A 21,040-nucleotide genomic window follows, 5' to 3' on the forward strand; every position below is an offset into this window, starting at 1 on the left:
GTCCTCACGGGCCCATGTTTCCACACCCTGGCTGACCCGGTCCTCCACACGTGCCGCCCCCAGCCTCGGGCGCTCGGATCCCGGTAGGCTGGGGGAGACCAGAAGGAGCCGCATGACCGAGACCCCGAACGCTGCGGAGCAGTGCTGCAGCGATCCGCACGACCACACCGGGCACGACCATCCGCCGACAGGGGCGGACCTCGTCCAGGACCTCGTCCGCAGCCTCTCGGTCCTCGCGCTGCTGATCCCCGCCGCAGCCGTGATCATGATGATCGCGGTGCTGCCGGCGGCCCCGTCGAGCCCCGTCGTGATCTCCCTCGGCCTGGGGCTGGGCCTGGCCCAGCTCATCGTGCTGGTCCTCACGAGCCAGTTCGTCAGCCGCACTCGCAAGCAGCTGGCGGTGAACCCGGGCATGCTCGCCGTGCGCAGCGTCGTCGAGGAGGTGCTGCGCCTGGCGGCAGCCCTGATCGCTCTTCTCCTGTGGCCGGACGACCTGCGCGGTGAACTCGGTGTCTGGATCGGAGCGGGAACCGCGCTGGTGTGGCTGCTGCTCGCCACGGCGCAGACCATCTCCACCCGCCGCCGCATCGCCCGTCCCTCGCAATGGTCCGCGGACGCGATCGCGACCCTGCTCGACCAGAAGGTCGACGCCCGCTCGACGGCGCGCATGCGGCTTCTCGACGTGATCGGGACGGCATGCTTCCAGATCGGTGCGACCGTCCTGGTGCTCCTCTCCCCCATCCTCCTCATCGGCACCATCGTGCTCTCGATCGGCTCGGGCCTGTCCACCCTTGTCCTGCAGCGCCGCGCGCCCGCCGAGCGCGCCCGCTCGCCGTGGGCCTACGCACCGCTGGCCATCGGCGTGATCACGCTCGCCCTGGCCCTCCTCGGCATGACCGCCGTCTGACCAGACGTCCCCCGCACGCACTCACCAGGAGATTCCGATGACGCTCTCGCCCGCTCGCCCTCGCCCCTCCGGCCTGGATCTCTCCGCCGTCGACGAGTCCATCCGGATCCAGGACGACCTTTTCGGCCATGTCAACGGCCGCTGGCTGGCCGAGCACGTGATCCCCGCGGACCGTGCGAGCGACGGCGAGTTCCGTCGCCTGCGCGATCTGTCCGAGGAGAACGTGCGGGCGATCGTCGAGGAGGCCGCCGCGGCACTGCCCGAGGACGCGGCTCCCGCGAGCGACCTCGAGAAGGTCGGCGCCCTGTACCGGACGTTCATGGACACCGAGGCGATCGAGGCCGCCGGCACCGCGCCCCTCGAGCCGCTGCTGACGGAGATCCTCGCCGTCGACTCCCTGGATCAGCTCGTGCGGCTGACCGGGTCGGCGGCCGCAGGCACCGGACCGCTCGCCGCGTACGTATGGACCGATGACCGCGACTCGACCCGCTACCAGGTCAAGATCCACCAGGCCGGTCTCGGTCTGCCGGACGAGTCCTACTACCGCGAGGACTCCTATGCAGAGATCCGAGAGGCGTACGTCGACCATCTGACGAACCTCGCCGAGCTCGTCGGCCTCGCCGGCCGCGAGGGCCTCGTCGCGGGCGATGCGGCGGCTCTGGCCCGGGCGGTCATGGACTTCGAGATCCGGCTGGCGGACTGCCACGTGGACGTGGTGCGCCTGCGCGACCGCGAGAGGTCCTACAACCCGATGGACGCCGAGGCGCGCCGTGAGCTCGCGCCCGCCTTCCCCTGGGACGCCTTCTTCGAGGGCACCGAGGCGCCGTCGGCCGCTCTCGAGGTGGTCTCGATCGGTCAGCCGGAGTACGTCTCGGCGGCCGCCGAGCTGCTCGCCGGCGAGGACCTCGCGGTGCTGCGCAGCTGGCTTGCCCTGCACACCGTCTCCTCCTACGCCCCGTATCTGGACTCGGCCCTGGTCGACGAGGACTTCGCCTTCCACGGGACGGTCCTGTCGGGAGCCGAGGAGCTGCGGGAGCGCTGGAAGCGCGGGGTCGGCGTGGTCGAGGGCGCGCTCGGCTTCGCGATCGGTCGCGAGTACGTGACCCGGCACTTCCCCGCATCCCACAAGGAGCGCATGGTCGTCCTCGTCGACGCCCTCGTCGACGCCTATCGCTCCTCGATCTCGCAGCTCGAGTGGATGACCCCGGCGACCCGGGAGAAGGCCCTCGAGAAGCTCGCGAAGTTCACGCCGAAGATCGGCTACCCCTCGGAGTGGCGGACCTACGAGGACCTCGAGGTGGTCCCCGGCGATCTGGTCGCCTCCGTGCGCGAGGCGCGCCGGGCCGACGCCGCCTTCGACTTCGCCAAGGTCGGCGGGCCGATCGACCCCCACGAGTGGCACATGACCCCGCAGACGGTCAACGCCTACTACAACCCCGGCGCCAATGAGATCGTCTTCCCCGCCGCGATCCTGCAGCCGCCGTTCTTCGACGCGGACGCCGACGACGCCGTGAACTTCGGAGGCATCGGCGCCGTGATCGGGCACGAGATCGGGCACGGGTTCGACGACCAGGGTTCGAAGTACGACGGCGACGGGAACATGGTCTCCTGGTGGACCGAGGAGGATCGGGCGGCCTTCGACGAGCGCACCGCGTCCCTCATCGCCCAGTACTCCGAGCTCAGCCCCCGCGACCTCGGCGACGAGCATCGCGTCAACGGCGCCCTGACCATCGGCGAGAACATCGGCGACCTCGGCGGCCTCTCGATCGCCGTGAAGGCGTACCTGGCCACCGCCGGCGAGTCGGCGGCCGAGGAGGTCGACGGCTTCACCGGCCTGCAGCGGGTCTTCCTCTCCTGGGCGACGGTGTGGCGCGCGAAGAACCGCCCGCAGGCCGCCGTCCAGCTGCTGGCCACCGACCCCCACTCCCCCGCCGAGTTCCGATGCAACATCACCGCGGGGCACATCGACGAGTTCCACGAGGCCTTCGGAGTGCGCGAGGGCGATGCCATGCACCGCGCCCTCGAGGACCGCGTCCGCATCTGGTGACCCGCCGATGAGACCGGAGGCCCCCTTCTACGTCGGGACCACTCGGCCCACGGCCGTCGGCTGGACCCGCATCGGACTGACGCTCCTGGCGGGCGTCGTCGCCACCGCGGTGCTCGCCCAGCGGCCGACGCTCGACTCGCCGCTGCTGCTGGTCGCGGCGATGGGCGTGTTCGTCCTGATCGCGCTGTGGACGTGGATGAACCAGCGCACCCGCTTCATCGTCGACGAGCACGGGGTGACCGTCAGCCTCGGCGGGTTCCTTCCGCGGCGTCCGTGGCCGCTCGAGCAGTTCCGCACCGTCCAGCTGCGCGAGGTCCCCGGTTCCAGCGTGGGGGTGACCGTGGGCGGCTACGGGTGGCGTCGAGGGCGGGCGATGTCCTCGACGCCTGAGGAGCTCAGGCCCGTCGGCGGACGGCGCATCTTCACCACCGGCGAGGCCCAGGAGACCTATCGGCTGCTGGTCACGCGCCCCGGGACCATGGTCGAGATCATCAGCCGCGAGGGACCCCACTTCCTCTTCTCCCCCGATGACCCGGTCGCGACCGCCGAGGCCGTCGACCAGGCGATCCGCGCACGCCGCTGAGCGCACGAGCCCGGGCTGCGGTATGCTCGCGGACGGTCATCCAACTGACAGGGGAGCACCATCCGGGTGCTGAGAGTGCGCAGCAGTGCGCAGACCCTCGAACCTGATCCGGGTCACACCGGCGTAGGGAGTCGGGATTTCCGCGGGAGCATCCCCGTCGCACGCCGTCGGCGCGCGACGCACGGCGCACGATCGTCCGCCGCTGCGATGCGCCTGCGCCCCTTCCGCTCGTGGAAGGAGTATGAGATGACGCGTTTCCGCACCGTGGATCTGCTGGTCACCGTCGCGATCGGCGCCGCCTTCGGCGTCGCGTTCCTGGGATATGGGGCGCTGTACAGCCTCATCGGCCCGCTCACCGCCCTGTTCCGGCCCGCCGAGGGGCTCCTGATGGGCATCTGGTTCCTGCCCGCGATGATCGCGGCTCTCGTCGTGCGCAAGCCCGGCGCCGCGCTCCTCGCCGAGCTCATCGCTGCCAGCCTCGAGATGCTCCTGGGCGGCCAGTGGGGCTGGGGCACCGTCGTCTCCGGGGTCCTGCAGGGCGGAGGCGTCGAGATCGCCTTCCTGGCCTTCCGCTACCGCCGATTCACGCTCCCGGTGGCGATCCTCGGCGGCGTGATCGCCGCAGCCCTGGAATGGGTCTATGAGCGCTTCGCCTACTACCCGGAGATGAGCTGGCCGTTCGCCATCGTCCTGCTGGGCTTCGCCCTGGTCTCCGGCGCGCTCGCCTGCGGTGCGCTGGGCTGGGCGGTCGTGCGCGCACTGGCGGAGACCGGTGCGCTGGACGCGCTGCCCGCGGGACGCGAGCACGCCGAGATGCGCCTCGTCGCACGTCGAGCCGCAGGTGAGGGCACACGGGAGAGCTCTGCCGAGGATGCTTCCGGCGCCTCCGGCACCCCGCGGGCAGGGTCCGGGGCCATCTCCGGATGACCTCTCTCGAGCTGCGTGGGCTCAGCTGGCGCCCGCAGTCGCGCCTGGACCCGACGGTCCACGACCTCACCCTGGAGATCCCCCGCGGTCAGCGGGTGCTCCTGACCGGAGCCAGCGGCAGCGGCAAGTCGACTGTTCTGCGGGCGCTCGCGGGTCTGCTCGATCCCGAGGCCGGGGAGCTCCGGGGCGAGGCCCCCGGGGCCGCGCGCCCCGGGGAGCGCGGTCTGCTGCTGCAGAACCCGACGAACGCTCTGATCGCTGCGACCGTCGGCCGCGAGGCGGCGTTCGGGCCGGAGAACGCGGCGCTCGACCGCGCCGAGATCGCCGATCGGGTCCGAGAGTCCCTCGACGCGGCCGGCGTCGACGTGGACTCCACCCGTCCGCCGTGGGAAGCCTCCGGGGGCCAGCAGCAGAGGATCGCATTGGCCGGGGCTCTCGCCCTCGGCCCGGGGGCGCTGCTGCTGGACGAGCCGACGTCCATGCTGGATGGCAGGACGGCGGGCACCGTCCGACGGGCGATCCTGGACGTGATCGGCGACGCGACGCTCGTCGTCGCCGACCACGATGTCGTGCCGTGGGCCGAGCACGTCGAGCGTCTCATCGTCCTCGGCGACGGAGCCCGCATCCTGGCCGACGGTCCCCCCGACGAGGTCCTCGAGGCGCATCCGCGACTCGTGCAGCCGCCCGTCGCGGGATCCCTGACGGGATCCATGACGGGAACCATGGCGGGGTCCGCGGCGGGGTCGGGATCGCTCGCGAGGCCTGTCGCAGGGCCGGGGCCCATCGCGGGCGGCGGCGAGCAGCCTCCGCCCGGCGACCAGGCTGCTCGGGCTCGGGGAGACGTCGTGGCCTCGCTCACCGACACCGCGATCGCCCGCCGCGACGGCACGTCCGGTGTGCTCGCCCGCGGCATCGATCTGACGCTGCGCGCGGGGACGCTGACCGTTCTCTGCGGCCCCAGCGGCAGCGGCAAGACGAGTCTGCTGCGGGTTCTCCTCGGCCTGGACGCCCCGGCCGGAGGCCGCGTCGACCCTCCGTCCGGGCGTGATCTCGCCTGGGTCCCGCAGAACCCCGAGCACTCCTTCGTCGCCGCCACCGTGCGCGACGAGGCGCAGGCCTCTCCCTGGGCGGATGACTCCGACCTCGTCGACCGCCTGCTGTCCGCCGCGGGCCTCGACCAGCTCGCAGAGGCGAACCCCTACACCCTGTCCGGCGGCGAGCAGCGTCGGCTGGCGATCGTCGCAGCCCTCGCGCAGAAGCCGCGCCTCCTGGTCCTCGACGAGCCGACGGTCGGGCTGGACCCCGAGCGCCGGAGCGCCGTGCTGGCGCTCCTGGAGGAGGCTGCTGCGAACGGCGGTGCGATCCTCGCCGCGACCCACGATGACCATCTGGCGGCTGCAGCGGATGCCCGCCTGGATCTGCCCGGCCCGGTGGCCGCAGCCGCGGCCGACGGGGCCCCGGGGGCCACGGGCGCCCCGGGACCGGACCGACGCGTCCTCCCCGTGATCCGTCGGCCGCGGATCCCCGCTGACGCGCTGAACCCGCTCGTCCTGTGCCTGATCGGCATCCTCGCCGCGATCGGATCCTTCGGAGTCCAGACCTGGCAGGGAGGCCTGCTGGCGCTGCTCCCCACGGTGCTGCTCGCGCCGCTCGCGATCCGCAGCCTGCGGGGAGCGGCAGTGCGGATGGCACCCATCGCGCTGTCCGCCGCCAGCCTCGCCTGGACCACTGCGCTCCTCGGCGACGCGCCCGCACTCTCCGCGGACGCCTGGCTGCTGGGCCTCAAGGAGGCCGCTCGGATCAGCGCCTTCGTCGCGCCCGGAGTGCTCGCGCTCGGCAGCATCGACGTCACCGCGCTCGGAGATGCGCTCGGAGGCCGCCTGCGGTGGCCGGCGCGGCCCGTCGCCGCCGGGGTCAGCGCCCTCGTGCGGGCATCGCATCTCGGTCGCCAGTGGGACACGATCGTCACCGCACGGACCCTGCGCGGCCTGGGCTCCCCGCGATCGCCGCGTCTGCTCGCCGGGGCCACCCTCGCTCTGCTGGTCGACGCTCTCCGCAGCGCGGAGCAGCAGGCCCTGGCGATGGACTCGCGCGGGTTCGCCACGGCCGCACGTCGCACCTGGGCGCTCCCGAGCCCCCTGCGTCGAGCCGACCTCGCCGGAGCCGGCATCGCCGCGCTGCTGCTGGTGTGGCCGACGCTCGCCCAGCTGCTCGCGGGATGGCCGTGAGCGCGCGTCGTACCCTGATGCGCATGGACGACGACACCGCACCCCCCCGCGAGGAGGATCCCTCGCAGGACACCACGACGGACGGCGCGCAGGATCGAGCACCGGATGGCGCACCCAACGGCGCCGGAGCCCCGGCGAGCACAGCCGGAGCCGGGCCGGAGGGAGGCCTCTCCGCCCAGGAGGAGGAGCTGATCGCGCTGGCGACCACGCTCATGGACCTGGCCCGCCAGGGCGACACCGAGCGCCTGGTGCCGGTCCTCGACCAGGGCGCTCCGCTGAACCTGCGCGACGCGGCGGGCAACACCATGCTCATGCTCGCCGCCTACCACGGCCATGCAGATCTCGTGCGCGCCCTCGCCTCCCGCGGCGCCGACGTGGACCTCGCCAACGACCGCGGACAGTCCCCGCTGGCGGGCGCGGTCTTCAAGGGCTTCACCGACGTGGTGGAGACTCTCGTGGAGGCGGGAGCGGACCCGGATGCGGGCACCCCCAGCGCCCGCGAGTCCGCTCAGTTCTTCGGCCGCGAGGAGCTCTCGGCGCTCTTCGGGTGACGGAGCACCATCGGAACGTGCTCGATCCCCGCCTCCATGAACAGCGGACCGACGGTCTCGTACCCCATGCCCCGGTACCAGGTCTCCAGGTGGGCCTGCGCGTCGATGCGGACCTCCGCCTCCGCGTCGATCTCGGCGGTGACGTCCAGTGCCGCACGCATGATGCGCCCGCCGAAGCCGTCGCGCCGATGCTCGGACGCGACGGCGAGGCGGCCGATGCGCATCGCTCCGTCGGGCTCGCGCAGGACTCGGATGTGGGCCGCAGGGACTCCGTCGGCCTCGATCCACAGCAGCACGGTGCCGTCCTCGAGATCACGGCCGTCGAGGTCCGGGTCGGTGGCCCGCTGCTCGATGGTGAACACGTCCAGGCGCAGCTTCGCCAGCAGATACAGGGTGGTGGAGGGGATGTCGCGCACATGCGCACGGCGGATCACAGGGTCTTGCATGCGCACACCGTACGCCTGCGCAGGTCATCCAGCATTCCCAGGACCCCGCTCCGGTGACGTGCTCAGGAGGTGAAGCGATCCATCGCGGTGCGCCAGGCCGCGACCATGGCGGGGCCGCCGTGACCCTCGTCCTCGACGACGATGAGCTCGCTCGCGGACCAGTGCCGATGCAGCTCCCAGGCGGTCACGACCGGGCCCGACACATCACGCCGGCCGTGGATCAGCACCGCGGGAATGCCGGCGATGCGGTGCATACCGCCGAGGAGGCCGCTGCCGGGTGCGGCGCCCCAGCGCTCCGCCCAGTCCGCGACGAACCCGTCGGCGGCCCAGAAGTGCGCGACGAGCCTCGCGAAGCGGCGCTGCTGCTCCCCCACCTGCTCCGGAACCGGCGCGATCCCGCTCCCGCCGGCGCCGATGCGCACGTGCTCGCTCTCCCAGGCGCACCACTGGGCCGCCGCTCGGTCGACGAGCATCGGATCATCCCCCAGGAGCATCCTGCGGTATGCCTCGACCAGCCTCAGCCGCCCCTCCGTCCGATCATCGCGATCGAACCCCCCGTGCTGCTCGGCGAAGCCCGCGAGACGATCCCATGCCTCAGGGAAGACTGCGCCGATCCCCTCCGTGATCCAGTCCACCTCGCGCCGGGAGGTGGTGGTCACGGCCATCAGCATCATCGCCCGCACCCTCTCGGGGTGCGCCTGCGCATAGGCGATCGCGAGCGTCGAGCCCCAGGAGACCCCCTGCACGATCCAGTCCTCGATGTCCAGGTGCTGGCGCAGCGCCTCGATGTCGGCGACCAGGCGGGCCGTCGTGATCGAGGAGAGGTCCACGGGTCCGGGCACCCCGGCGGACGGGGTCGAGTCCCCGGCTCCCCGCTGGTGGATCCCCACCAGTCGGGTCCGGGCCGACGGCGCATTGCGCCGATATCCGGGACCGATCCTCCCGCCGGGTCCCCCATGCAGGTAGAGCGCCGGGATGCCGTCGGCAGCCCCGGAGACCTCGAAGGCGATCTCGTGGCCGTCGGAGACGGAGAGCCTGCCCGTGCCGAGCAGTTGAGCGGGTTCAGGAGCGAGAGCCTGCCCGGCGTCGAGATCGGGCTCGGAGCCGGTGGGAGGAGCGCTGGCGGTCGGCATCGGATGCGTGCTCCTCGGGTCCGTCCGTGCGGTCATCCTGCCGTGACCGGGGCCGGGGCGATCGGTCCGGCGTCCGTCGGCCCAGCATCCGTCCGCCCAGCGCCTGCGAGCGCCCACGGCGCGGCAGGGTTCTCCCGGGTCCACCGCGCCCTGCGGGAGCGGACGCCCTGGCAGCGGGGGCACCAGAAGACGGTGCGAGCGGCCATGTCCGCGCTCCGGATCGCGGTGCCGCACAGGCGGCAGGGCAGCGTCTGACGGTGGTAGACGTAGAACGACTTCTCGCGCGGGACCACGTCCGGATCCTCATCGCCGTTCTGCCTGGTCCCGCGGGAGCGCTCGACGATGCGCGCCTCGATGTCGCGGTGCTCGGGCTGGGTCGTGACGATCCGCCCGGTGCGCGCGCCGTACTCCATCAGCGGCACCAGGTCCTCCCAGAGGCCCTCGACCATCCCGCGGGTGAGGTCCCTGCCGGGGACGGACGGATCCAGACGGGCTCGGAACAGCACCTCGGCGCGATAGATGTTGCCGATGCCCGCAATCACGTCCTGGTTCATCAGCAGGACGCCGATCGCGGTGCGCGATCCGAGCACACGATCGACGAATCGCCCCGGATCGGCATCGGCGCGCAGCGGATCCGGGCCGAGCCTGTCGATCACCGCCTGCCGACCGGCGGCATCCACGACCTCGCAGGCGGTCGGTCCGGTGAGGTCCGCGAGGCCGTGCGGGCCGACGATCCGCAGCCGGGTGGTGGGCCGAGGCATGATGGTGCGCCATTGCTCCGCCGTGCCAGGGCCGACGGCGCCGTCGGCCCCAGGGTCCCCGCGCAGCTCCTGCTCCTGCTCTCCGACGCGCACCCGCGGTGCTCCGATCGCATGGGCGCTCGAGAACCCCTCGTCTCCCGCGAAGGTCCAGGAGCCGTACAGACCGAGATGCACCCGGACATAGCGGGTGACCGGGGCGCCCGGCTCGACGGAGTCGTCGGGCACGAAGGCGAGGAACAGATGCTTGCCCACGGCCTCCGCATCCGCCAGCACCCAGCCGTCGAGGTCCGCCGCCTCGGCGAAGCGTCCCTGAGGGCTGGATGTGCGGACCCTCTGATGGCCGAAACCGGCCCGCAGCGCCGCTGCGAGCCGGTGGACGGTGTGCCCTTCAGGCATCAGGCGCCTGCGGGGGCGTCGTACCCGCCGGTCCTCTCATAGCGGGCGACGAGGTCGATGCGCCGCTGGTGGCGCTCATCCCCGCTGAACGGCTCGGCGAGGAAGAGGTCGATGAGGTTCTCGAGCTCCTCCTCCGTGTGCTGCCGGGCGCCCACGGAGATCACGTTGGCGTCGTTGTGCTGACGGGCCAGGCGCGCGGTGTCCTCGTTCCACACCAGCGCGGCCCGCACGCCCTCCACCTTGTTCGCTGCGATCTGCTCTCCGTTGCCGGAGCCTCCGATCACGATGCCGAGGGATCCGGCCTGTGCGACCACGGCCTCGCCGACGGCGGTGCAGAAGGGGGGATAGTCGTCGACGGCGTCGTACTCGTGGGCGCCGTGGTCGGTGACCTCGTGCCCCTTGGCGGTCAGCGCCGCCACCAGCCGGTTCTTCAGCTCGAAGCCGGCGTGGTCGGTGCCGATGTGGACATGCATGTCAGAGGTGCCTTTCGATAGATGGCAGGTCGGACCGGACCCGCGGGGCGGCGTCCGGGAGCAGGGAGCCCGGCCGGAGGACGGGGGTTCAGTCGAAGATCGGGCCGACGGTGCGGCTGCGCTTGAGCTCGAAGAACCCGTCCACGCGGGACATGGCCAGGAGCCCGTCGAGCAGAGCACCGGCCTCATCACCGCGGGGCGCCGGGGAGATGACGGGACCGAAGTACGCACGGCCCTCGCCGAAGGAGATCACGGGGGTTCCGACCTCGTCGCCGACCAGGTCCACGACGGCCCTCTGCCGCGCGCGCAGCTCGTCGTCCCGCGCGGAGTCGTCGAAGGCGTCGATCAGCGATGCGTCCAGCCCCGCGCTCTCGAGCGCGGCGACGGCCGATGCGCGACGGTCCTCGGAACCGCCCACGTGGTGGGCCGTCCCGAAGCCCGTGTAGTAGGCGGCCAGGCCCTCCTGGCCGGCGGCCTCCTCCACGGCGAGGGCGAGGCGCGCGGGGCCCCAGGCCGCGTCCATGCTGCGGCGGTACCCCTCCTCCAGGTCGCGGCCCTCGTTGAGGGCGGCGAGAGACATGATCGAGAAGGTCACCTCGACATCGCGCACCTCGGCGGCGTTCAGGAGCCATCGGCTGGTCATCCAGGCCCACGGGCAGATCGGGTCGAAGAACAGCTCGACGGGGGCGGCGGTGCTGCTGGCCATGAGGCGGATTCCTTCCCTCGGGACGCGGACGCCGTCCATTCTCTCACCCACCGGCGCATGTGACGGGAAAAGACGTTGCGCGTCGGGCGCGAACGCGGTTGGATCCTCTGGTGCCCCGCAATGCCCCCGCCCCTGAGATCCAGGATCCCCCGCCGGCCCCGATCCCCGACACGACCGTGCGCCCGACCTCGGTCATGCGCTCCATCGTGCGCGGTCACCGGCGGATCCTGCCCTGGATCATGGCCCGCTCCCTCATCGTCGAGGGCGTCGACATGCTCATCCCGATCGCTCTGGGCGTGATCATCGACGTCGGCATCGTCCAGGGCGATCTGCTCTTCACGCTCCTCGGCGCCGCTGCGATCTTCATCGCGCGGCTGGCGTCCACCTGGGCCTGGGCCGGGATGTTCGCCGACTCGCAGCGAGCCCGCATGTACGAGCGCCATCGCCTGCGCGTGGCCGTCACCGGCGCCGTGCTGGACCCGCGTTCCCGTCCGATCGAGCGCCCTGCCGGCGAGGTCCTCTCGATCGCCACCTCGGACGCGGACAAGGCCTCGGACGTGATGGACATGCTCCCGTGGGCGTTCCCCGCCTCCGCCGTGGTGCTGGGCGCCGGGGTGTGGCTGGCTGTGCTCGATCCGTGGCTCGGTCTCGCGACGCTCATCGGCATCGTCGTGATGGTCCTGGTCATCCGCGTGATCAGCCCTGTGCTCTCGGCCCGCTACGACGCCCAGCAGTCCCGGGCAGCCGACGCCGCGGCGACGGCGACCGATCTGGTCCACGGCCTGCGGGTCCTCCAGGGCCTGGGCGTGCAGTCCCGGGCCCGCGCCCAGTACCGCCGACGCTCGCGCATCGCCCTCGACGCAGCGCTGGTCAACGCCCGCTTCTCGGGCGTCTCCAGCGGCCTGACCACCCTGGTCACCGCAGCGATGATGGCCGCGGTCGTGATGATCGCCGCGCAGCGCACCATCGCCGGGGACATGACCATCGGCACCCTCATCGCCGTGGTGGGCGTCGCCCGCTCGAACATGGGCATGCTGCAGGGGCTGTCCGGGCTCCCGGTGTGGTGGGCGTCCATGTCGACCTCCGCGCGTCGGGTGAGGGACCTGCTCGCGGACCTCGGCCGCACCGTCGACGAGCCGGCGCTGAGCATCGAGCACCTGTCCACCGCCCGCGACCGGCGCGGGGAGTCGCGTCCCGGCGAGCGCCGGCCCGGCGTCGGCGGGCTGCACCTCCAGGGCGTGGACGTCGGCACCCTCGAAGGGCTGGACCTCTCGGTCCCGGACGGCTCGGTGATCGCGGTCGCCTGCGCGGACATGCACGACGCCGACGCCCTGGTCGAAGCGCTCAGCGGCGGCTCGGAGCGCACGGGCGTGCTGCTGGGCGGCACGGAGGTGACGTCCTCCACGCGCTTCGACACGCGCGCCGACCTCCTGGTCGAGCCCCATGTCGTGGACCTCTTCGACGGGACCCTGCGCGAGCAGCTGGCGACCCGAGCACCGGACTCCGCCACCGCGGACGGCAGCGGGGGCGACGGCTGGGCGGACTCGGCGATGCGCGCCGCCGGCGCCGAGGATCTGCTGCGGATCCTCCCCGAGGGCTACGACACCCGCATCCTGGACCGCGGCGCGAACCTGTCCGGCGGTCAGCGGCAGCGCCTCGCGCTCGCCCGCGCGGTCGCAGCGGACGCCCCTGTGCTCGTGCTGCAGGACCCCACCACCGCGGTCGACGCGGTCACCGAGCAGCGCATCGCGGAGGCCCTGGTCGCGGCACGCCGCACCGAGGACCGCGCGACCCTCCTGATCACCCGGGCGCCGGCCCTCCTGAAGGAGGCCGACGAGGTGATCTTCCTGCGCGGCGGACGTCCTGCCGCGCGAGGCGACCATCAGACCCTGATGGCGCGCGACGACTACCGGGAGGCGGTGCAGCGATGAGCGCCGACACGAGCACGATCGACTGGAGCGGGTCGACGGAGGATCTGCTGTCCTCCGACGCCACAGCGCGCCGCCAGCTCGACGAGCATGCCCAGATCCTGCCGGTCGCCGACGTCGGCACCGCCCTGCGCCACCTGGGGCGGCGTCTGCTGCGCTACCGGTGGATGACGCTGGCCACGCTGCTGGTGGTCACCGGCGGTGCGATCGCCGCGGCCTGGATGCCGCGGCTGATCGGCGGAGCCGTGGACATCGTCCAGGACGGAGGCGGATCCTCGCAGCTCTGGACCCAGGGCGCCCTGATCATGCTCGCGGGCGTCCTGCAGGCCGCGCTGTCCGCCCTGGGCTGGGCGCTCGTCAGCGCCCTGGGCCAGCGGGTCCTCGCCGGCATGCGTGAGGACGTGATCGACCGCGCCCTGGACCTTCCGGTCCAGCAGATGGAGATCACCGGCATCGGCGATGCGCTCTCCCGTGTCGCCGACGACGTCGACGTGACCGCCCGCGCCGTCAACAACGTCGTCCCGAACCTCATCCAGATGGGCTTCTACGTCGCCGTCACCCTGGTCGGGATGGCGACCCTCTCGCCGTGGCTGCTGATCCTGGTGGTCGTCGTGGTCCCGATGTATGCGATCGCCGCCGTGTGGTACCTGCGGCGGACGGCCCCGATCTACCGGCGCGAGAGGGTGGCGATGGGGGCCAGGGCGCAGGGCCTGCTCTCGGCGATCCACGGCATCCCCACCGTGCACGCCTACGGCATCGAGCGCCGCGAGACCCGTCACGTCGCCGTGCTCTCAGAGACCGCCGCGGTCCTGGGCATGCGCGTGATGACGCTCGTGACGCGTCTGGTGAAGATCATCGTGTGGCCGGAGAACCTCTCGATCGCCCTCGTGATCGTGCTCGGCTACGTCATGGTGCAGGTCGGCGGGTACGGCGCGGGCACCGTCACCTCCGCCTCGCTGTACCTGATCAGCCTGCTGTGGCCGATGATGAACCTGATCTTCAGCCTCGACGACGTGCAGTCCGCCGCCGCGAGCCTGACCCGCATGGTGGGCGTCGTCGAGTCGATCGATCCTGCGGTCTCCCCGGGGCCGGAGGTCCCGGCGGACGCCTCGATCGAGCTGACGCAGGTCTCCCATGCCTACGGCGAGGACCCGGAGGGACGCGAGAGGATCGTGCTGCGCCCGCTCGACCTGTCGATCGCGGCCGGCGAGACGATCGCCCTGGTGGGCGCATCCGGCGCCGGGAAGTCGACCCTCGCGGCGATCATCGCGGGCACGCTGGCCCCACGCCATGGGAGGGTCCGCCACGGCGGTGCGGATCTCGCGCGCGCCGATCTCGAGGCCGTGCGCCAGCACGCCACCATCGTCTCGCAGGACGTCCATGTCTTCCGCGGGACCCTGGCGGAGGACCTGCGCCTCGCGGCGCCGTCGGCGACCGACGAGCAGCTGCGGGCGGCCCTGCGGATGGTCGACGCCGATGCCTGGGCGGATCGTCTCCCCCGCGGACTCGAGACCGAGGTCGGCGAGAAGGGCGAGCGCCTGACCGCCGAGCAGTCCCAGCAGCTCGCGCTCGCACGCGTCGCCCTGCAGGATCCGGCAGTCCTCGTGCTCGACGAGGCCACGGCCGACGAGGGATCCTCAGGTGCTCGGGTCCTCGAGCGCGCGGCGCTCGCAGTGGCGGCGGGGCGCACGACCGTGATCGTCGCCCATCGCCTGTCCCAGGCGAAGGATGCCGACCGGATCCTGGTGATGGCCGACGGCCGGGTCGTCGAGCAGGGCACGCATCGCCAGCTGGTCGCCCTCGGCGGGACCTATGCGGAGCTGTGGGAGGCGTGGGCCGGCGACTCCTGAGCGCGGGCCGGATGCAGGGCCGGGATGGCCGGGGCCGGTCCGCCTCCGCTCAGGCGATGCGGCGACGGCGCACGACGAGCACGGCGATGCCCGCCGCGACGCTGATCACCCCGACCGCACCGAGGAGGACGGCCGCGGCGGCCGCCGCCGCACGACCGACGCCCCAGGATGCGCCCGAGGAGGAGACCGTGCCGAGCTCGAGCACCTCGTCGGCGGCGTCCGGCCCGGGCTCGCCCTCCACCTCGAGGGTCAGCACGAGGCGGAGCGGATCGGAGTCCTCCGGATCGGCATCGGCATCGGCCTGCTCGCGGTGGACCAGCACCGTGTGGCGCCCGGGCAGCCAGGCTGAAGCGATCGCAGCATCCTCGGAGGAGCGGTTCCCGACGGCGATCGGTGCCGCCATCCCTCCCCCGGCGATGTCGCCGTCGGCCATGCTCCAGCTGCCGCCGCCGACGGTGACCTGCCCCCGTGCCGCGTCGAACACGCGAAGCGAGACCGGCACGGCAGAGCCCGGCGCCGATGTCGCCTCGGTGCGCCACCGCAGCCTCTGCCCCTCCGCCACGTCGATCGCCAGCAGAGCGCTCTGACCCGGCCGCAGCTCCAGGACGACCGACCCCTCCTCGACCTCGGCGGCGGTGAGGAACGAGCGTCCCGCCTCGATCGGCTCGGGGTCGTCCGGGACGACCGGATCCGCCCCGTCGTCCTCGACCGGCTCGTCGGCCGACGGTCCGCCCTGCCCCAGGTCGGACGGCTCGACCGCGACCTGCACCTCGACGGGCAGCGCCTGGTCCATGGCGCGCGGCCCGGAGCGCACGACCCTCACGAACAGGGCGGAGCCCTCGCAGCCGTCCTCGCCGAGCGGCTCGGAGACCGCGGTCGCCGTGATCGGCCCGTCCCCGGTGTACTCCTCTCCGATGCCGCTGTCGTGCTCAGCGGTGCAGTCCGTGCCGTCGGCGCTGACCACCTCGACGTCCGTCGACAGACCCTCGGCGATGTCGGGAAGACCGTCCTGGTACAGGGGCGCGGCGATCGTGACCGCCGCATGCACGCGCTCGCCATCGGCGAGATCCACCCTGTAGTACTTCGCAGGGCTCTCGACATAGACCTGCTCGGTCCCCTCGCTGAAGCTGTCGAGGTGGATGCCGGGCGCGACCGTCGGCGCCTGTGCGATCGACGCGCCTCCCTGGACCTCCTCACCCTGGGCGGTGTAGCCGACCTCCGCCGCGTCCGTCCCGTCGGTCGGATCCGCGGCCACCGGAGCAGCGCCGACCGCACCCCCGAGCGCGGCACCGAGGACCGCGGCGAGGGCGAGAGGGAGCGCGGTCCGGATGCGGTGGTGGCCTAGCATGACCCCCATCATGTCCGATGTCATCGCCGGTCGCATCGAGCTGCTCGACCCCCTCGCCCGGGGAGCCTCCGGGTCGCTGTGGCGCGCCGTTGACCGCCGCTTCGGCGCCGTCTGCGCCGCCAAGGTCATGCGACAGCGCGACGGCGCCGAGGTGCTGCGCTTCGTCCGCGAGCAGTCGGTGGGCACCGCTCAGGGGCTGGGCACCCACCCGCATCTGCTGCCGCCCTACACCTGGGTCGCGGAGGACGACACCGTCATCCTCGTGATGCCACTGGTCCACGGCGGCACGCTCGCCGGAGCTCTGCGGGAGCAGGGCCCGCTGGCTCCGTCGCTCGTCGCCCAGCTGCTGCGCCAGCTGCTGGACGCCCTGGCAGCGATGCACGCCTCGGGCTGGGTCCATCGCGATGTGAAGCCCGCGAACCTCCTGCTGGACGTCACCGGAACCGGAGCGCCGCATCTCCTCCTCGCCGACTTCGGCATCGCGCTGCACGAGGCCGACATCCGTCTGACCGATACCGGCATGGTCCACGGGACACGCGGGTACATGGCCCCCGAGGTCCTCGCCGGTCTCACCACGGCTCCTGCCCAGGACGTCTGGGCCGCGGCGGCCTGCGCTCGCGAGCTGCTCGGGCCGGCGCATGCCGAGCTGGCCGACGGCGCCGCCGCCGCGCACCCCGTGATCGCCGCCGATCCGGCCTCAGCGCCCCTGCACCGTCTGCTCACCACGATGCTCTCCTCCGATCCCTCCGCACGGCCGTCGGCCGCCGCGGCACGGGACTCGATCCCTTCGGACCCCGGCCCGAGCGCTCAGTGGTCCCGCACCCTCGCGGGGGCTCGCTTCCGGGTCGTCGACACGGTCGACCCCCTGCCGGAGCCGCGCCCGGAGGTGCCGTTGGACGGCCCCGTCGCGCTCGCGGGTCTGGCACCCGGCCTGCACGAGCGCCTCGAGGCGCGCTCGGTGGCGTCCCCGCCGTCGGCCGCCCCGGCCGGGCCGGCAGGACCGCCCCGGACTCCAGGACCGCCCCGGACGGCAGGACCGGAAGGCGTCCCAGGCTCGGCCGTTCCTGTTGGCGCGGCGGGTCCTGCACGTTCATCGGTTCCTGCGGACGGGATCACGGCCGACGTGCCGGACGCGGCCACGCGGGTCAGCCCTCGCGCGCTCCCTCCGATCGGCGGTGAGGGCGCTCGCGTCGTCCACGCCGACGGCTCCCGTCGTCCCGGGGTCGGGATCGGCATCTCCCTGGTCCTGGTGGGCGTCCTGTGCCTCGCCGGAGCCGGGGTCCTGGGCGCCGCAGCGGGCACCGGGGCCTGGTGGTGACGGAAGCGCTCCGAAAGGACGTCCGAGAGGACGGCGCGCCTGCCCCGGCGCCGGAGCGGAGGCGGTATGGTCGCCCCATACGCCTTCCCCTTCGCGGGCGGTGGAGCCCCGGTCGTGCGGCCGGACGGTACGGGGCGTCCGTGGAGGCCGATCCGGCCGGGAACCCCACCATGTCTTCGACACCACGGTGGTCACCTGGGGACCAGGTGACCTGGACCTATTACACCCATCAGCACCCGACCCGCACTGTCCGCCCCGGCACCGTCGTGCTGGACGACGACCGCGGCGTGGTGGTCTGGATCGCGCCCGGCACCGAGGTGCTGCTGCCGGTCCTCGAGTCCGGGGCCGCGCTGCGCCGCGCCGGCGACGAGGGCATGTTCACCGCGCCCCGCCTGCAGTCCAAGCAGCTGTGGACCGGCAACGGCATCCTCATGATCGGTCTGCCCGACACGCCGTACTCGGTCTGGCTCTTCTACAAGGACGACGGATCGCTGGGCTGCTACTACATCAATCTCGAGACGCCGTACGAGCGCACCGACGAGGGCGTGCGCACCCGCGATCTCGTGCTCGACCTGGTGGTCCTTCCACGCCGGGACTGGCACTACAAGGACGAGGACGAGCTCGCGGGCGCCGAGCGCGTGGGCTACTTCTCCGCAGAGGAGATCGAGGAGATCCGTGAGGCCGGGCGCCTGGCCGAACGCCACATCGGGGAGTGGACCTACCCCTTCTCCGCCGGATACGAGTACTTCTTCCCGGATCCCTCCTGGCCGCTGCCCTCGCTCCCCGAGCACTACACCTGGGACCTGGACCTGACGCGACGCTGACCGCGCGCGTGCAGTGGCAGGATGGCGGGCATGGCATCCGAGAACCTGACCCGGGACGAGGCGCGGGACCGCGCCGCGCTCCTCAGCACCGACTCCTACGACATCCGCCTGGATCTGACCTCCTCCACGGAGACCTTCGTCACCGAGACCACGATCCGCTTCTCCTCGACCGAGGCCCGCGGAACCTTCGTCGACCTGATCGCGAGGGCGGTCACAGAGATCGAGCTCAACGGAGAGCTGCTGAGCGATCCCGCATCCCGCTTCGACGGAGCCCGGGTGGCGCTGCCCGAGCTCGCCCTCGGCGAGAACACCGTGCGGATCCTCGCCGAGGGCGTCTACATGAACACCGGCGAGGGACTGCACCGGTTCGTCGACCCGGTCGACGACGAGGTGTACCTGTACACCCAGTTCGAGGTCTCGGACGCACGGCGGATGTTCGCCTGCTTCGAGCAGCCCGATCTCAAGGCGACCTTCCGCCTGACCGTCACCGCTCCCGACCACTGGCGCGTCATCTCCAACGCCCCCACTCCCGAGCCCGTCGAGCTGCAGCATCGCAAAGGGGTCGCCACCTGGGCGTTCGATCCGACGGAGCGGATCTCCACCTATCTCGTCGCGCTCATCGCCGGGGCGTACCAGGGCGGTACCGGGGAGATCACCGCCCGTGACGGACGCGTGATCCCGATGGGCGTGTTCGCGCGCGCCTCGCTCGCCGAGCACGTGGACGCCCAGTACGTGATCGACGTGACGAAGGCGGGCATCGACTTCTACGAGGAGGCCTTCGACTGCGACTTCCCGTTCCGGAAGTACGACCAGGTCTTCGTGCCCGAGTACAACATGGGCGCCATGGAGAATCCCGGTGCCATCACCTATGTGGAGTCCTACGTGTTCCGCTCGGAGGTCTCCGACGCGATCCGCGAGCGCCGCGACCTGACGATCCTGCACGAGCTGGCCCATATGTGGTTCGGCGATCTCGTGACGATGCGCTGGTGGGACGACCTGTGGCTGAACGAGTCCTTCGCCGAGTACGCCTCCACCCTCGCGAGCGCCGAGGCGACCCGCTGGACCGACGCCTGGACCACCTTCGCCTCCTCCGAGAAGGCGTGGGCGTACAAGCAGGACCAGCTGCCCTCGACCCACCCGATCGTCGCCGACATGGTGGACTTCGAGGCGGTCGAGACCAACTTCGACGGCATCACCTATGCCAAGGGCGCCTCGGTCCTGCGCCAGCTGGTCGCGTACGTCGGCAAGGACGAGTTCTTCGAGGGCCTGCGCTCCTACTTCCGCAAGCATGCCTGGGCGAACACCGAGCTGAAGGATCTGCTGGTCGAGCTGGAGGCCACGAGCGGCCGCGATCTGGCCGAGTGGACCCGCCTGTGGCTGCAGACCGCCGGGGTGGGCACCCTGCGTCCGCTGGTGGAGAAGGATGCCGATGGTGCGATCGTCCGCTTCGCGATCGCCCAGGAGGCTCCCGCCGAGCATCCGACGCTGCGTCCCCACCGCCTGCGCGTGGGCGGCTTCCGCCTGCGGGACGGCGCGCTCGTGCGCACCGAGCAGGTCGAGCTCGATGTCGACGGACCCCTCACCGAGGTCCCGCAGCTCGCCGGCCGCCGGGCCGACCTCTGGCTGGTCAACGACGACGACCTCGCCTTCGCGAAGATCCGTCTCGATGACGACTCCCTCGCCGTGGCCACCGAGCATCTGCGCGACATCGAGGACCCTCTCGCGAGGACCCTGATCTGGTCCGCCGCCTGGGACATGGTGCGCGATGCCGAGCTGCCGAGCTCCCGCTTCCAGCAGCTCGTGCTCGCCAACATCACCGGGGAGGCCTCGTCCTCGGTGGTGCGCACGCTGCTGCAGCAGCTCGAGACCGTCGCCGGGCCGTACGCGGCCTCCGCGGACCGCTCCCGCCGCACCGCCGCCGCCGCGACCGCGCTCCTGGATCTCGCGCGCTCCGCCGATGCCGGCTCCGATGCCCAGCTGCAGTTCGTGGAGGCCTTCGCCCGGCTCTCCTCGACCGACGAGCATCGCGAAGCCCTCACCGACCTGCTCGACGGATCGGAGCAGCTCGACGGTCGGGAGATCGACACCGATCTGCGCTGGAAGCTCGTCATCGCGCTCTCAGCTCTGGGCGGGATCGACGAGGCCGGGATCGAGGCGGTCCTCGCCGAGGACGACACCCAGTCCGGCCGCAAGAGCGCCCTGACGGCGAGGGCCGCGCTGCCGACCCCGGAGGCGAAGGCCGACGCCTGGGAGAGCACCGTCGAGCAGGATGCGCTGGCCAACGAGTCCGTCACCGCAGTGATCCAGGGCTTCCGGCGCGTCGTCGACCCCGCGCTGATCGCCTCCTACGAGAGCCGGTACTTCTCCGTGCTGGAGAAGGTGTGGTCCAGCCGCTCGAACGAGATCGCCAACCGCATCGTCGGCGGATACTTCCCGTCGGAGCACGCCGGGGCCGGCGTCCTCGATGCAGCCGACGCCTGGCTCGCGGACCATGAGGAGGCGCCCTTCGGCCTGCGCCGGATCATCATCGAGGGTCGCGACACCGTCGCCCGGCAGCTGCGCGTGCGCGAGGCCGATCACAGCTGACCGCCCAGGCATGCCCCGGCCCTCGGCG

At 72.2% G+C, this 21,040-nt stretch carries 17 protein-coding genes and 1 riboswitch; of the genes, 11 read left to right on the forward strand and 6 right to left on the reverse strand.

Going from position 1 to position 21,040, the window contains the following annotated elements:
* Nucleotides 1-112 precede the first annotated feature (112 nt).
* From ACZ5AJ_RS08455 to ACZ5AJ_RS08480, 6 genes are all read left to right on the forward strand, one after another.
* Entirely contained in the window at nucleotides 113-907 is a 795-nt protein-coding gene (locus ACZ5AJ_RS08455) for a hypothetical protein (RefSeq protein WP_464132695.1), read from the forward strand.
* A gap of 37 nt (nucleotides 908-944) precedes the next feature.
* Nucleotides 945-2,954, forward strand: coding sequence for a M13 family metallopeptidase (locus tag ACZ5AJ_RS08460; RefSeq protein WP_464132699.1), 2,010 nt, complete (start codon nucleotides 945-947; stop codon nucleotides 2,952-2,954).
* Between the two features lie 7 nt (nucleotides 2,955-2,961).
* Nucleotides 2,962-3,537, forward strand: a complete 576-nt coding sequence (locus ACZ5AJ_RS08465; RefSeq protein WP_464132703.1) for a hypothetical protein — start codon at nucleotides 2,962-2,964, stop codon at nucleotides 3,535-3,537.
* Nucleotides 3,538-3,576: 39 nt separating this feature from the next.
* Nucleotides 3,577-3,684, forward strand: a riboswitch (TPP riboswitch).
* Between the two features lie 99 nt (nucleotides 3,685-3,783).
* The gene (locus ACZ5AJ_RS08470) at nucleotides 3,784-4,464 is read left to right on the forward strand and encodes an ECF transporter S component (RefSeq protein ID WP_464132705.1); all 681 of its coding nucleotides are present in this window, start codon (nucleotides 3,784-3,786) and stop codon (nucleotides 4,462-4,464) included.
* Nucleotides 4,461-6,692 (forward strand): ATP-binding cassette domain-containing protein, encoded by a 2,232-nt coding sequence (locus ACZ5AJ_RS08475; RefSeq protein ID WP_464132709.1) that lies wholly within the window; start codon nucleotides 4,461-4,463, stop codon nucleotides 6,690-6,692. Before ACZ5AJ_RS08470 ends, ACZ5AJ_RS08475 begins: the two co-directional genes overlap by 4 nt.
* Nucleotides 6,693-6,715: 23 nt before the next feature.
* The gene (locus ACZ5AJ_RS08480) at nucleotides 6,716-7,243 is read left to right on the forward strand and encodes an ankyrin repeat domain-containing protein (RefSeq protein WP_464132714.1); all 528 of its coding nucleotides are present in this window, start codon (nucleotides 6,716-6,718) and stop codon (nucleotides 7,241-7,243) included.
* Here the strand turns inward: ACZ5AJ_RS08480 and ACZ5AJ_RS08485 are convergent.
* From ACZ5AJ_RS08485 to ACZ5AJ_RS08505, 5 genes are all read right to left on the reverse strand, one after another.
* Nucleotides 7,201-7,689 (reverse strand): GNAT family N-acetyltransferase, encoded by a 489-nt coding sequence (locus ACZ5AJ_RS08485; RefSeq protein ID WP_464132719.1) that lies wholly within the window; start codon nucleotides 7,687-7,689, stop codon nucleotides 7,201-7,203. The two genes, ACZ5AJ_RS08480 and ACZ5AJ_RS08485, sit on opposite strands and share 43 nt — an antisense overlap.
* Nucleotides 7,690-7,751: 62 nt before the next feature.
* Nucleotides 7,752-8,822 (reverse strand): alpha/beta fold hydrolase, encoded by a 1,071-nt coding sequence (locus tag ACZ5AJ_RS08490; protein ID WP_464132723.1) that lies wholly within the window; start codon nucleotides 8,820-8,822, stop codon nucleotides 7,752-7,754.
* Nucleotides 8,823-8,854: 32 nt separating this feature from the next.
* Nucleotides 8,855-9,979 carry an Fpg/Nei family DNA glycosylase gene (locus tag ACZ5AJ_RS08495; protein ID WP_464132726.1) on the reverse strand — a complete coding sequence of 375 codons (1,125 nt, stop codon included), beginning with the start codon at nucleotides 9,977-9,979 and terminating at the stop codon, nucleotides 8,855-8,857.
* Nucleotides 9,979-10,452 carry a ribose-5-phosphate isomerase gene (locus ACZ5AJ_RS08500; RefSeq protein WP_464132733.1) on the reverse strand — a complete coding sequence of 158 codons (474 nt, stop codon included), beginning with the start codon at nucleotides 10,450-10,452 and terminating at the stop codon, nucleotides 9,979-9,981. Before ACZ5AJ_RS08500 ends, ACZ5AJ_RS08495 begins: the two co-directional genes overlap by 1 nt.
* An 88-nt stretch (nucleotides 10,453-10,540) precedes the next feature.
* On the reverse strand, nucleotides 10,541-11,158 hold the full coding sequence (locus ACZ5AJ_RS08505) for a mycothiol-dependent nitroreductase Rv2466c family protein (protein ID WP_464132737.1): 618 nt from the start codon (nucleotides 11,156-11,158) through the stop codon (nucleotides 10,541-10,543).
* Nucleotides 11,159-11,268: 110 nt separating this feature from the next.
* Between ACZ5AJ_RS08505 and ACZ5AJ_RS08510 the strand changes: the two genes are divergently transcribed.
* A complete protein-coding gene (locus tag ACZ5AJ_RS08510; RefSeq protein WP_464132740.1) occupies nucleotides 11,269-13,089 on the forward strand; it encodes an ABC transporter transmembrane domain-containing protein in 1,821 nt (606 codons plus the stop codon).
* Complete coding sequence (locus ACZ5AJ_RS08515; protein ID WP_464132744.1) at nucleotides 13,086-14,936, forward strand: ABC transporter ATP-binding protein; 1,851 nt, start codon at nucleotides 13,086-13,088, stop codon at nucleotides 14,934-14,936. Before ACZ5AJ_RS08510 ends, ACZ5AJ_RS08515 begins: the two co-directional genes overlap by 4 nt.
* Nucleotides 14,937-14,985: 49 nt before the next feature.
* Here the strand turns inward: ACZ5AJ_RS08515 and ACZ5AJ_RS08520 are convergent, their stop codons facing one another.
* The gene (locus ACZ5AJ_RS08520; RefSeq protein WP_464132748.1) at nucleotides 14,986-16,284 is read right to left on the reverse strand and encodes a hypothetical protein; all 1,299 of its coding nucleotides are present in this window, start codon (nucleotides 16,282-16,284) and stop codon (nucleotides 14,986-14,988) included.
* On the opposite strand from ACZ5AJ_RS08520, the gene ACZ5AJ_RS08525 reads away from it, so the two are divergent.
* The 3 genes from ACZ5AJ_RS08525 to pepN all read left to right on the forward strand — a co-directional run bounded on the left by ACZ5AJ_RS08525 (nucleotide 16,283) and on the right by pepN (nucleotide 21,012).
* The gene (locus ACZ5AJ_RS08525) at nucleotides 16,283-17,602 is read left to right on the forward strand and encodes a protein kinase domain-containing protein (protein WP_464132754.1); all 1,320 of its coding nucleotides are present in this window, start codon (nucleotides 16,283-16,285) and stop codon (nucleotides 17,600-17,602) included. The two genes, ACZ5AJ_RS08520 and ACZ5AJ_RS08525, sit on opposite strands and share 2 nt — an antisense overlap.
* A 206-nt stretch (nucleotides 17,603-17,808) precedes the next feature.
* A complete protein-coding gene (locus ACZ5AJ_RS08530) occupies nucleotides 17,809-18,426 on the forward strand; it encodes a ribonuclease FAU-1 family protein (RefSeq protein ID WP_464132758.1) in 618 nt (205 codons plus the stop codon).
* Between the two features lie 30 nt (nucleotides 18,427-18,456).
* Nucleotides 18,457-21,012: an aminopeptidase N gene (gene pepN / locus ACZ5AJ_RS08535; RefSeq protein ID WP_464132762.1), complete on the forward strand. Its 2,556-nt coding sequence runs from the start codon at nucleotides 18,457-18,459 to the stop codon at nucleotides 21,010-21,012.
* The last annotated feature ends 28 nt before the right edge of the window (nucleotides 21,013-21,040 follow it).

Source organism: Brachybacterium zhongshanense, from assembly GCF_055385755.1.